This is a genomic window from Haloarchaeobius sp. FL176 (genome assembly GCF_024609245.1).
GTDB lineage: Archaea > Halobacteriota > Halobacteria > Halobacteriales > Natrialbaceae > Haloarchaeobius.
Genome location: NZ_JANJYH010000015.1, coordinates 41,035 through 53,430, shown reverse-complemented (window position 1 = coordinate 53,430; position 12,396 = coordinate 41,035). Strand labels below are relative to the sequence as shown.

The following is a 12,396-nucleotide window of genomic DNA, read 5'->3' as shown; positions in this document are numbered from 1 at the left end:
CCTTATCCCGCCTCGACCCGCTCCGAGAAGTGTGTCTCCGCGATGGCGAAGGCGAGCGTGCTCGCCAGCCCCAGCAGCGTGCCACCCAGCAGCACCGCCGCCATGCTCGACAGCACCATGAACTGGAGGAAGTAGGCGGCGACCGAGTGGAGCACGACGCCCATCGCCACCACGTAGAACGGCGCGTTCAGGTAGCGCCACTCCAGCGTGCCGGCGATGTACTCGTCCGTGATCTGGCCGAGGCTGGTCGTCACTCCGGCGGCGGCGAACCAGCGCACGGCACCGAACGTGAGCGCGGCGAGTACCTCGGTCGCGGTGAGACCGGTCTCGCTCGCGGCCTGGACCGCCTCGAGCTGTTCGACGCCGGAGACGCCGCCGACGACGAGCAGCGCCGCGGCGACGACGTACGAGATGAGCGTCATCCGGCCCGCGTAGAGCCCGCGCCGGGCACGGTCGACCGCCGCGTCGATGCGTTCACTGAGGCCGAGCCCGCGCGAGATGAGGTAGAGCCCGAGCAGCGCCGAGGAGAGCCCCAGCATCGAGCCGGGGAGGTTCAGCAGGTCACCCAGTAGCGCGAGCGGGTAGATGAGCACAAGGATGCCGATGGGGACGAGGATTGTCCCCCGCGTCTCGGGGTCGTTCAGCACCTGCTTGATGGTGTAGTACATCGACTCGAGGTCCTGTGCCTGCCGGACGACCACCCGGCGAACGCCGTCGACCTTCACCCGCGAGCGGATGACCGGGATGACGGACTCGTCCTGCGCGCCGTCGGTGACGATGAGCGCGGTGACCTCCTCGCTGGTCGACAGCCCGGCGAGCACCTCGTCGACCTCCTCGCCGACCTGTCTGTTCGCGCTCACGTCCCCGCGCTCGTTGCCCGCGACCGCCGCGACCTCGACCGATTCGGCGGCCAGCTCGTCGACGAGGTGGACCCCCTGGAACAGGACGTTGACGTCGCTGTCCTCGGGGTCTACCGTGGCGAGCTTGACCGCCGCCTCTTCGACGGCGTCACGGCCGACGACCGGCGTGCGCACGTCGGTCTTACGGCCCACGTCGTCGTCGAGGTCGACGCACAACACGAGCAGCATTCACGTCTCCGTTGGCCGGTACCGGTCAAGTGCTTTTGGTTCCGTGTCAGTACGACGATACGCGTTCGCGTGTCCGGCGGGCGCTCGCTGGTGGCGATACGGCCAGCCAACGAGGCGAAGGGTGGCATTCATACGGGTTGCGACCAAACGCCCACGGGAGTATGCACGCGACGGCCGGGTCGGTCCTCGACACGATCCCGCGGGGGGCGAACGTGATGATCGCGGGACCGCCGCTGACGGGCAAGCGCCAGCTGCTGTACGAGCTGCTCGGTGGGGACACGACGGACGGGACGGTGTTCGTCTCGACCCGCAAGCGGGCGTCGACCGTCGAACGGGAGTATCGACAGGTGGCTCCCGGGCCGGCCTTGCGGGTCGTCGACTGCGTGAGCGGCCAGTTCGGGGAGACACACCGGACCGGCCACCATCGCTTCGTCTCGGACCCGGGCGACCTGACGGGTATCGGTATCCGCACCTCGGAGTTCATGCGCCAGCTGCAGGCGTCCTGTGAGACGGTCGGGCTGGGTGTGCACACGCTGTCGACGATGCTGATGTACTCGGACCTCCGACGCGTGTACCAGTTCCTCCACGTGTTGACGGGCCGCGTTCAGAGCAACGACTTCCGCGGCGGGTTCGTCCTCGAGGACGTGGGCGACCTGCGGTCGAACTCGGTGCTCAGACAGCCGTTCGACGGGCTGGTCGAGGTGCGCGACGGGGACGAGGCGCGAGAAGTACGGACCCGCGGGCTGGACATCGGCCCGCGGGCGTGGACACCGCTGCCGCAGTGACTACAGCTCCTCGTTCTCCAGTCCCTCGAGGGTCCGCTCGACGGTCTCGCTCCCCGCCCGGTCCGCGACGACGACGACGCCGGACCAGTCCTCGTCGGGGAACGAGGCGACGACGACCTCGTCGTAGAAGCGGAGGGTCGCGTCGAGGTGGCCGAAGTCGAACAGCGAGTCGTCGCTCGGCGGATCGCCGAGCCCCTTCATCATCAGCGTCTGGATGCGGTGCTCGAACTCCTCGTCGGTGAACTGCGCGCTGACGTCGTCGCGGACGTGCAGGGTCTCGTACGACTCGCCCTCGAAGCGGAAGGCGAGCCGGACGTCGTCGCCGAGGTCGAACTCGGAGAGGAGGGCCCTGAGCTGGGGGTCCTCGACGCCGTCGAAGTCGTCGGTCATGGACGGTGGTTCGCCGGGTCGCTACATAAATGATGTGCGCGACCACACCTGCTGCCGGTCCCTGGGTCGTGGAGGTAGCCCTGCGGGAACCTGAACCCCTTTACCGGCCGGTGTCGAACGGGGAGCCAATGACGCTGGTCGCGTTCGACTTCGACGGGACGCTCTCGGACTCCGAGATGACGGTGCTGCTCGGCCGCCGCTACGGCGTCGCCGAGCAGATGGAAGAGATCACCGCGCGGGCGATGAACGACGAGATCGGCTACGCCGAGAGCCTCCGCCAGCGCGCGGCACTGCTTTCGGAACTGCCGAACGAGGACGCCCAGGCGGCGTTCGACGAGGTGCGTCTGCGCCCCGGTGCGGCCGACCTCATCAGCGAACTGAACGAGGCCGGCGTGACGACGGCGGTGTTCACGGGCGGGTTCCAGCGTGGCGTCGAGGCCGCCCTCGAACGCGAGGGCATCACGGTCGACGCCATCGTCTCCAACCGGCTGCCCGTCGCCGACGGCGAGCTGACGGGCGAGGTCGAGGGGCCGCTCGTCGAGGGGACGAAGGACGACGCGCTCGAGTCCCACGCGGCCGAGCTCGACATCGACATGGCGGACACCGTCGCGGTCGGCGACGGCGCGAACGACCTGCCGATGCTGGAGGTGGCTGGGCTCGCGGTCGGCTTCGACCCGAAGCCGGCGGTGGAGCCGGCCTGCGACGAGACGGTGACGACGATGGCCGAGCTACGCGAGCTGCTGGACGCACGCGGCGTGCTCTGAGCCGGCGCGGAGCGGGATCGGTTCTGGTCCACCCGGGTTGTCGCGAGGCCAGCCTCGAAGTAGGTCCGGCGCCAACCACCCGCATGAGCCTCGAACCCGTCGCCTCGGTCGTCCCGCCACTCAGGATTCTACTCGGTGTCGTCGCGGGGGTGATAGCGACCCGTGGGATGGATATCGTGATGGCGAGACTACCAGAGGGCGGGACTCCGCCCTCTGTCGCCGCCGGCGTGCTCACCGAACGGTCGCCCGACACCGCGCCCGACCGCCTGGCTGCGGTCGTGCACCACGTCGCCGGCTGGCTGACCGGGCCGCTGTTCGTGACGCTGCTGCTGCTCGCGGAAGGTGTCCTGGGGACCGGTCCGGTCGCGCTCGTGGCCACCACGCTGCTGCTGTTGGTCCTGATGGTCGGCTTCTTCGTCGTCGTCGTGCTCCCCCGGGTCCGCGGGCTGGCCCGCCAGCGGGTGCGCCAGACGGGGCGCGACTGGGCCATCTCCGCGGCGGCCTACCTCGTCGTACTCGTCCCGCTGGTGTGGGCGAGCACCGAACTGCTGGGCGCGCTCTAGTCCGTCGCCTGCCCGATGGCCTGGTCGAGGTCCGCGACGATGTCCGCGACGCCCTCGGTGCCGACCGAGAGCCGGACCATGTCGGGCGTGACGCCCGCCGCGAGCTGCTCCTCCTCGGTGAGCTGCTGGTGCGTCGTACTGGCGGGGTGGATGACGAGCGTCTTCGCGTCGCCGACGTTCGCGAGCAGGCTCGCCAGCTCGGTCGACTCGACGGTCGTCCGCGCGGCGTCGTAGCCCTGCGCCAGCCCGAACGTGATCATGCCGCCGTAGCCGCCTTCGAGGTACTCGCTGGCGGCCTCGTGGGTCTCGTGGTCCTCGAGGCCTGGGTAGTTCACCCACGACACCTCGGGGTGGTCCGCGAGGTGCTCGGCGACGACCTGGGCGTTCTCGCAGTGTCGGTCCATCCGCATCGGCAGCGACTCGAGGCCCTGGATGGTCTGCCAGGCGTCGAACGGCGACTGCTGGTTGCCGAGGTCGCGCAGCCCGCGAGCGATGGCGGCGTAGGTGAACGCGGCATCGCCGAAGCGCTCGGCGAAGTTGACGCCGTGATACGCCGGGTTGTCCTGTGCGATCTCCGGGTAGTCCTCGGCGTACTCCTCCCACGGGAACGAGCCGCCGTCGACGAGGACGCCCCCGACCGTCGTGCCGGAGCCGTGGAGCCACTTCGTCGTCGACTCCCAGACGAGGTCCGCGCCGTGCTCCAGCGGTCGGCAGAGGTACGGCGTCGCGAACGTGTTGTCCACGAACAGCGGGACGCCGTGCTCGTGGGCGATGTCGGCGAGCCGCTCGATGTCCGGCGTCACGAGCGCCGGGTTTCCGATGGTCTCGAAGTGGACGTACGCCGTGTCGTCGTCGATGGCCTCCGCGTAGGCGTCGTAGTCCAGCGTGTCCACGAATCTGGCCTCGACGCCGTTTCGCGGCGCCGTGTGCGTGAAGTACGTGTACGTCCCGCCGTACAGCGACGACGCGGTGACGATGTTGTCCCCCGCGTCGGCCAGCAGGAACGTCGCGAGGTTCAGCGCGCCCATCCCCGACGCGGTGGCGACCGCACCGACGCCGCCTTCGAGCGCGGCGATGCGCTCCTGTAGCGTGGAGACGGTCGGGTTCATCAGCCGCGAGTAGATGTGTCCCGGCTTCTCAAGTGCGAACTGGGCGGCGGCGTCCTCCGCGTCGTCGAACACGTAGGAGGTCGTCTGGTACAGCGGCGGCGCGCGTGCGCCCGTCGCCGGGTCCGGTTCCTGTCCCGCGTGCAGCGAGTCCGTCGCGAACTGTCGCTCGTCGGAGTCCTCGTCTGTCATAGGTCCGTATATGATTGGTGGGGGTAGTAACGCGGTGGTAGCGGCCGGATTTGACGCTATGAGTGACGGTGGTTGGTGGTGTTTCGTGTGGGGTGTGCTTCGGCATCGTGACTGCGACCAGCCGGTAGGTTCGGTCAATCGTGGAACTCGTTGGTGCCAACAACGGCCAGAGATCTCCTCCAATCGTTGGACTCGCACGGCCCTCGACCAAGCAGAAAGCCCCGCCCCGTCTCGGCTCGGAGGACTCGCTGCGCTCCTCACTTCGTTCCGGTGCTTGCGTCGTCCGCCTTCATCGAGACGGGAGCCCCTTTCAGTCTCACCCCGCACAGCAACCACGCCTCGTTCCTCCCCAGCCTCTTGCGATGCTCGGACCGCTTCCTTCGGTCGCGTCCCTGCGCTTCTCATCCCTCGCGCGGACTGGCTCGCGTGCCGAAGGCCGCGAGCCAGCGCGCGCCGGCGGTAGAAGTGTACGTTCTGTGTGAATCTCTGACGCGACAACGCCCCAACCCGGTTCAATCCCCGAACAGGCTCGTGTGCACCGGCGCGAACTCGTCACCGTCGTCGGCTGATTCGGCGGTGTCGGTGACGGCCTGCCCGGCGACGCCGTCGGCGACGAAGTCCGACAGCGGCGGGCCGACGCGCTCGGGTTCGACGAGGAAGGCGTCGTGGCCGTGGTCGGAGTCGACGACGTGGTGGGCGACGGGAACGTCGGCCTCCCGGGCGGCCTCGGCGAGTCCCTCCGACTGCGCGACGGTGAAGTGCCAGTCGCCGGTGAACGAGAGGCAGAGGAGTTCGCCGTCGAACGCACCGAGGGCGGCGGCATCGGACTCGTAGCCGGCGGCGGCGTCGTACTCGTCCATCGCGCGGACGAGGTAGAGGTACGCGTTGGCGTCGAAGCGCTCGACGAATCGCTCGGCGTTGTAGTCGAGGTAGGACTCCACGTCGCGGTACGGGAAGAAGGAGCCGGCGGGGTCGGGCACCTCGCGGGAGTGGCCACGGCCGGCGGAGCGGCGGCCGAACTTGCCGTCCATCGAGTCCTTCGAGAGGTACATGATGTGGCCGATGCGGCGGGCCTGCGCGAGGCCGTCGTCAGGCTCGGGCTGGTCGTCGCCGTAGTAGTCGCCGCCGTTCCAGTTCGGGTCGGTGGTGATGGCGCGGCGCGCAACCGTGTCGAGGCCGAGGCACTGGGCGTCGAGCCGCGGCGCGGCGGCGACGACAGCGACGTGGTCCACGTCGTCCGGGTAGCGCACCGCCCAGTCGAGGGCGTTCATGCCACCGACGCTGCCGCCGACGACCGCGCGGAGGCGACCGACGCCGAGGTGGTCGAGCAATCGGCGCTGCGCGCGGGTCCAGTCCGCGACCGTCACGGGTGGGAAGTCGGTGCCCCAGGGCTCGCCGTCGGGGCCCTCGCTCGCCGGCCCGGAGGAGCCGTAGCAGGAGCCGGGGACGTTCGCGCAGACGACGAACTGCCCGGTGGTGTCGATGGCCTTGCCCGGGCCGACCACGTCGCCCCACCAGGCGCGGGCCTGTCCGGCGGTGTCGGTGCCGTCCTCGTCGCCGCGTTCGGGCCGCCGGGCGACGTGCTGGCTGCCGGTGAGCGCGTGACAGACCAGCACCGCGTTGCCCGCGTGGCGGTCGCCGTCTGCGGGTTCGTACTCGCCGTAGGTCTCGTAGGCGATCTGCAGGTTCCCGATGGACTCGCCGCACTCGAAGGTGAACTCGCCGAGGTCGGCGACGCCGCGCTCGTTCATCGCGTGGCCTCCGTCCCCTCGGCCGTGCCGGCCGCGCCGTCACCCTCGGCGTCCGTCGCCGCATCGATGGCCTGCTCGACGTCGGCCAGCAGGTCAGTCGGGTCCTCGGTGCCGACCGAGAAGCGCAGCAGGTCGGGCGTCACCCCGGCGTCGCGCTGCTCTGCCTCGGTCAGCTGGGCGTGGGTCGTACTCGCGGGGTGGATGACGAGCGACTTCGCGTCGCCGACGTTGGCGAGGAACGAGACCAGCTCGACGGCCTCGCAGAAGCGCTTCCCGCCGGTGTAGCCGTTCTCCAGCCCGAAGGTGAGCATCCCGCCGTAGTCGGCGAGGTACCGGCTGGCGTTCCCGTGGGTCGGGTGCGAGTCGAGGCCCGGGTGGGAGACCCACGCCACGTCGGGGTGGTCGTCGAGGTACTCCGCGAGGACGGCGGCGTTCTCGCAGTGGCGGTCCATCCGGAGCGGGAGCGTCTCGATGCCCTGGAGGGTCTGCCAGGCGTCGAACGGCGACTGCCCGTTGCCGAGCGCGCGGAGCGACCGGTACTGCACGGCCTTCGCAAGGGGTGCGTCGAAGCGCTCGGAGAAGTCGACGCCGTCGTAGCCCGGGCTCTCGCCCGCGAGCTCGTCGTAGCCGCCGGCCGCCCAGTCGAACGTGCCGCCGTCGACGACGACGCCGCCGACGGTCGTGCCCGAGCCGTGGAGCCACTTCGTCGTCGACTCCCAGACCACGTCGGCGCCGTGTTCGAGCGGCCGACAGAGGTGCGGGGTGGCGAACGTGTTGTCGACGACGAGGGGTACGTCGTTCGCGTGGGCGAGTTCGGCGACGCGCTCGAAGTCGGGCGTCACCAGCGAGGGGTTGCCGACCGTCTCGACGTGGACGTACGCGGTGTCATCGTCGATGGCGTCGACGTAGGCGTCGTAGTCGAGCGTCTCGACGAACGTGGTCTCGATGCCGCGTCGGGGGGCGATGTTCGAGAGGTACGAGGTCGTGCCGCCGTAGGTGTCCGTGGAGCAGACGACGGTGTCGCCGGCCTCGGCCAGGACGAGTGTCAGGGCGTCCAGCGCCGCCATGCCGCTGGCGGTGGCGGTCGCACCGGGCGCGCCGTGGAGCGAGGCGAGCCGCTCCTCGAGGCGGTCGACCGTCGGGTTGGAGATGCGGGAGTAGACGTGGTCGTCGCGGTCGAGCGCGTACCGGGCGGCAGCGTCGTCGGCGTCCGGAAACGTGTACGAGGTGGTCTGGTAGATGGGGGGCGCGCGGGCCCCTGTTGCTGGGTCCACCTCCCCGCCCGCGTGGAGCGCACGGGTGTCGAAGCTGGCGTCGTCGTTCATGTATGTGGTGCATATTCCTGCAAGCTGGTATAACCCTCAGTTACGGCAATATTGGGTGGAATCACCGGTGTGCCGACGTGGACCACAGACGTCGTTCCGATGCCGGGCAGCATGTCGGCTCCGAATACATTTATGTGGCCGCCACACGGCCGTGTGAGTCATGAACGTCCCCCACGCGACGGTTGGTCCACCGTGACCGTCGACCAGTACGACGACTACCGGACCGCCCTCTCAGACGAGACGCTCCCCGGCGCCTTCGTCGACCTCGACCTGCTGGAGACGAACGCGGCGACCGTCCGCGACCGCGCCGACGGGACACCAGTCCGGGTCGCCAGCAAGTCCGTCCGCTGTCGCGCCGTCCTCGACCGCGTCCTCGCCTTCGACGACTGTTTCCAGGGCCTCATGTGCTTCTCCGGGCTGGAGGCCGCCCACCTCGCCGCCCACGACTTCGACGACCTGCTGGTCGCCTACCCGCTCTGGGAGCGCGCCGAACTCGACGCGGTCTGTGACGCTCTGGGCGACGGCACCGACGTGCAGGTGATGGTCGACAGCGCCGAGCACGTCGACCGCGTCGCGTCAGTCGCCCGCGAGCACGACGTTACCGTTCCAGTCATCCTCGACGTCGACATGTCGACGGAACACCTCTCGGTCCACTTCGGCGTGCGACGGTCCGGCGTCCGGTCCCCGGCCGCGGCGCTCGACGTTGCCGGCAGCATCGCCGACGCCGACGGCGTCAGCTTCGCCGGCGTGATGGGCTACGAGGCCCAGCTCGCCGGGCTGCCCGACGACGACCCCTCGAACAACCGGCTGATGAACGCCGTCGTCAGGTTCCTCAAGCGTCGCTCGCGTCCCCGCCTCCGCGAACGCCGCGGTGCCGTCGTCGACGCGCTGCGCGACGCCGGCCACGAGGTGTCGCTGGTCAACGGCGGCGGTACGGGCACCGTGGAGTTCACCGCGGCCGACCCGAGCGTGACCGAAGTGACCGTCGGCTCCGGCTTCTACAGCCCCGCACTGTTCGACCACTACCGGCGGTTCCAGCACGAGCCGGCCGCCGGCTTCGCCGTCGCGGTGACCCGCCGACCCGACCCTGACATCTACACCTGCCGCGGCGGGGGGTACGAGGCGTCGGGACCACCGGGCGTGGACAAGCAGCCGGTCCCGACCTACCCGGCGGGCGCGACCCTGCTCGACGGCGAGGGCGCAGGGGAGGTACAGACGCCCGTCCAGTACGACGGTCCCGTCGACCTCTCGCTCGGGGACCCGGTCGTGTTCCGCCACGCGAAGGCAGGCGAGCTCTGCGAACGGTTCCGCGACCTGCACCTCGTCCGCGACGGGGCGGTCGTCGAGACGGTCCCGACCTACCGCGGCGACGGACGGTGTTTCCTGTGAGCTGGCGCAACTGGGGCGGGACGGCGAGCTGCGAGCCGACCGTCCTCGCGCGCCCGGAGACCGAGGCCGACCTGCGCGAACTCGTCGCCAGTAGCGTCGACGCCGGCGACACCGTCCGTATCGTCGGCTCCGGGCACTCGTTCACCGGGCTCGTCCCCACCGACGACGTGCTCCTCTCGCTGGAGCGGTTCACCGGTGTGGTAGCGGTCGACCGCGACGCGGAGGAGGTGACCGTCCGCGCCGGTACGACGCTGGCGACGCTGAACCGAGAGCTCGCCGACCACGGGCTGGCGATGGCGAATCTGGGCGACATCGACCGCCAGACGATCGCGGGCGCGGTCGGCACCGGCACCCACGGCACCGGCCTCGACTTCGGGACGCTCTCGTCGCAGGTCGTCGGTTGTCGGCTCGTCACCGCCGACGGGAGCGTCCATGAACTCGACGCTGACGGTGACTCGACGTTGTTCGAGGCGGCTCGCGTCTCACTGGGCGCACTCGGCGTGCTCTCGACGGTGACGCTGTCGGTCGTCCCCGCCTACGACCTGCGACTCCGGCGCGAGGCCCGTCCCCTCGACGCGGTGCTCACCGACGTCGACCGCTACCACACCGACCACGACCAGTGGGAGTTCTTCTGGTTCCCCCACACCGACACCGCGCTCGTGAAGACGTACGACCGCAAGCCCGCTGGGACCGGCGACCCCGGCACGGGCCGGTTCGACACGCTCGGCGACCGGGTCGAGAACGCCGCCTGGGAGACCATCTGTCGGGTCGGGACCCACGCACCCGTGACGGCTCCCACCGGTGCGAAGCTCGCTGCGGCGACGCTCTCGGACAAGACAGAGGTCGGCCCGAGCTACGAGGTGTTCGCGAACGCCCGCGAGGTCCGGTTCAGCGAGATGGAGTACGGCGTCCCCGCCGACGAGGTGGTGCCGGTCGTCCGTCGCATCCGCGCGATCGCCGACGGTGACCGTCACGTCCAGTTCCCCGTCGAGGTGCGCTTCGTCGGTGGCGACCAGCCCCTGTTGAGCCCCGCCCACGCCCGTGACTCCGCGTTCGTCGCGGTCCACACCTACCACCGGAAGGCCTATCGAGAGTACTTCGACCGCTGCGAGGCCGTCTTCCGGGAGTTCGGCGGCCGCCCGCACTGGGGGAAACTCCACACCGCCGACGCCGCTACGCTCGCGGAGCGGTACCCGCGCTGGGACGCGTTCCAGTCGGTCCGGCGAGAACTCGACCCCGACGGCGCGTTCCTGAACGAGCACCTGCGCGACGTGTTCGGCGTCGAGTGAGGCCGTCGCCCGGGGCTCGAAGAAGGCACGGGAAGAGAGAGTCGGTTGGTGGTGGATTCAGCAGGCAGTCCGGGTCGGTCGGGAGTCCGACCCGGATGGGTGCAAGGGCCGAGTCAGTCCGGTCCAACGAACATGCAGATAGGCGCAGATGGCTCGGCCCAGTCGGTGACTCGAAGTGCGGAGCAAAAGAGGGGGCGGCCGATTCCAAGCGACTGAGAATCGGCGGCGTCGCTTCAGTAGTCCCGGTCGTACTCGGCCGGCTCAGTACAGGTTGACGTTGACGTTCTTGACCTGCGTGTACTCCTTGATGGCCTCCTCGCCCTGTTCGCGGCCGTAGCCGGACTCCTTGTAGCCGCCGAAGGGCGTCTGCGGGAAGGTGACGGGGTACTCGTTGATGGAGACCATGCCGTACTCCAGGCGCTCGGCGACGCGGTGGGCGCGCTTGATGTCGTTCGTCCAGATGCCGGACATCAGGCCGTACGGCGAGTCGTTGGCGATCTCGATACCCTCCTCCTCGTCGCTGAACTCGATGACCGAGAGCACCGGCCCGAAGATCTCCTCGCGGGCGACGGTCATGTCGTTGGTCACGTCGGTCAGCACGGTCGGCTCGACGAAGTGGCCGACGTCCTTGTCGTCGGGGACGCCGCCGCCGGCGGCGACGGTCGCGCCCTCCTCGACGCCCTGCTCGATGTACGAGAGGACCTCGTCCTGCTGGCTGGCGGAGACCTGCGGCCCCATCCGGCCGTCGTCGTCGATGCCGGAGCCGAGCGGCATCGCCTCGGCCATCTCACAGACCATCTCGACCAGCTCGTCGTGGACGTCCTCGTGGACGACCAGGCGCGAGCCGGCCCAGCACATCTGTCCGCAGTTCATGAAGATGCCGTTGCGGACGCCCTTCGAGGTGGCGTCGAGGTCGGCGTCCGGGAAGACGACGTTCGGGCCCTTGCCGCCGAGTTCGAGCGTGACGCCGGTGACGTGCTCGCTCGCGGTCTCCATGACGTGCTTGCCGATGGAGGTCGAGCCGGTGAACGCGACGTGCTCGACGCCCTCGTGGCTGGCGAGCGCGTCACCGGCCGTGCTCCCGCGCCCGGGCAGCACGTTGAACACGCCGTCGGGCAGGCCGGCCTCGTCGGCGGCCTTCGCGTAGTACAGCGCCGACAGCGGCGTCTCGCTCGAGGGCTTCAGGATGGCCGTGTTGCCGGCGGCCAGCGCGGGCGCGAGCGAGCGGCCGGCGAGCTGGAACGGGTAGTTCCACGGGCTGATGTGGGCGGTGACACCCAGCGGCTCCCGGCGTGTGTAGTTCAGGCGCGGCCCGTCCACGGGGATGGTGTCGCCCTGTATCTTGTCGGTCCAGCCGGCGTAGTAGCGGAACGTGTCGACGACCATGCCGACGTCGATGGACGCCTCGAACGGCGTCTTGCCGTTGTCGTGGGACTCGACGAGCCCGATCTCTTCGTCCATCGCCTCGATGGCGTCGGCCATCGCGTGGAGGTGCTGTCCGCGCTCGCTCGGTCCCATGCGGCTCCACTCGCTGTCGTGGGCCGCCGCCGCCTCCGCAGCCTCGACCGCGCGGTCGACGTCCTCGGCGTCCGCCGCGGCCACCTCGGCGTACAGCTCCTCTGTCGCCGGGTCGTGCGTCTCGATGGTCTCGCCGGACGGCGCGTCCGTCCATTCGCCGTCGATGTACAGCTGTGTTGGGCCGTCGTATGCCATAGACGGTAGTTCGGCGTCAGGCGGATTAGTAGTACCGGAGC

Annotated in this window: 11 protein-coding genes; 5 read left to right on the top strand and 6 right to left on the bottom strand. The window is 69.8% G+C overall.

The window, feature by feature from the left end:
- Positions 1-2: 2 nt before the first annotated feature.
- Positions 3-1,088 carry a DUF373 family protein gene (locus tag NO978_RS18360; protein WP_257300991.1) on the bottom strand — a complete coding sequence of 362 codons (1,086 nt, stop codon included), beginning with the start codon at positions 1,086-1,088 and terminating at the stop codon, positions 3-5.
- A gap of 161 nt (positions 1,089-1,249) precedes the next feature.
- On the opposite strand from NO978_RS18360, the gene NO978_RS18355 reads away from it, so the two are divergent.
- Positions 1,250-1,873 (top strand): recombinase RecA, encoded by a 624-nt coding sequence (locus tag NO978_RS18355; protein WP_257300990.1) that lies wholly within the window; start codon positions 1,250-1,252, stop codon positions 1,871-1,873.
- On the opposite strand, the gene NO978_RS18350 is transcribed toward NO978_RS18355, so the two are convergent.
- Positions 1,874-2,263, bottom strand: a complete 390-nt coding sequence (locus NO978_RS18350; RefSeq protein WP_257300989.1) for a hypothetical protein — start codon at positions 2,261-2,263, stop codon at positions 1,874-1,876.
- Positions 2,264-2,391: 128 nt separating this feature from the next.
- Between NO978_RS18350 and serB the strand changes: the two genes are divergently transcribed.
- Together serB and NO978_RS18340 are read left to right on the top strand one after the other, a co-directional pair.
- Positions 2,392-3,027: a phosphoserine phosphatase SerB gene (serB, locus tag NO978_RS18345; RefSeq protein WP_257300988.1), complete on the top strand. Its 636-nt coding sequence runs from the start codon at positions 2,392-2,394 to the stop codon at positions 3,025-3,027.
- Between the two features lie 83 nt (positions 3,028-3,110).
- Positions 3,111-3,590, top strand: a complete 480-nt coding sequence (locus tag NO978_RS18340) for a hypothetical protein (RefSeq protein ID WP_257300987.1) — start codon at positions 3,111-3,113, stop codon at positions 3,588-3,590.
- On the opposite strand, the gene NO978_RS18335 is transcribed toward NO978_RS18340, so the two are convergent.
- The 3 genes from NO978_RS18335 to NO978_RS18325 all read right to left on the bottom strand — a co-directional run bounded on the left by NO978_RS18335 (position 3,587) and on the right by NO978_RS18325 (position 7,964).
- Positions 3,587-4,888, bottom strand: a complete 1,302-nt coding sequence (locus NO978_RS18335; RefSeq protein ID WP_257300986.1) for an O-acetylhomoserine aminocarboxypropyltransferase/cysteine synthase family protein — start codon at positions 4,886-4,888, stop codon at positions 3,587-3,589. The genes NO978_RS18340 and NO978_RS18335 overlap by 4 nt on opposite strands.
- A gap of 512 nt (positions 4,889-5,400) precedes the next feature.
- Positions 5,401-6,639, bottom strand: coding sequence for a homoserine O-acetyltransferase (gene metX / locus NO978_RS18330; RefSeq protein ID WP_257300985.1), 1,239 nt, complete (start codon positions 6,637-6,639; stop codon positions 5,401-5,403).
- Positions 6,636-7,964: an O-acetylhomoserine aminocarboxypropyltransferase/cysteine synthase family protein gene (locus NO978_RS18325; protein ID WP_257300984.1), complete on the bottom strand. Its 1,329-nt coding sequence runs from the start codon at positions 7,962-7,964 to the stop codon at positions 6,636-6,638. Before NO978_RS18325 ends, metX begins: the two co-directional genes overlap by 4 nt.
- 192 nt (positions 7,965-8,156) lie before the next feature.
- Between NO978_RS18325 and NO978_RS18320 the strand changes: the two genes are divergently transcribed.
- Together NO978_RS18320 and NO978_RS18315 are read left to right on the top strand one after the other, a co-directional pair.
- Positions 8,157-9,353 carry an alanine racemase gene (locus NO978_RS18320; protein WP_257300983.1) on the top strand — a complete coding sequence of 399 codons (1,197 nt, stop codon included), beginning with the start codon at positions 8,157-8,159 and terminating at the stop codon, positions 9,351-9,353.
- Complete coding sequence (locus NO978_RS18315; protein WP_257300982.1) at positions 9,350-10,642, top strand: D-arabinono-1,4-lactone oxidase; 1,293 nt, start codon at positions 9,350-9,352, stop codon at positions 10,640-10,642. The genes NO978_RS18320 and NO978_RS18315 overlap by 4 nt, the downstream gene beginning before the upstream one ends.
- Before the next feature lie 261 nt (positions 10,643-10,903).
- Here the strand turns inward: NO978_RS18315 and NO978_RS18310 are convergent, their stop codons facing one another.
- Complete coding sequence (locus NO978_RS18310; protein WP_257300981.1) at positions 10,904-12,355, bottom strand: aldehyde dehydrogenase; 1,452 nt, start codon at positions 12,353-12,355, stop codon at positions 10,904-10,906.
- Between the last annotated feature and the right edge of the window lie 41 nt (positions 12,356-12,396).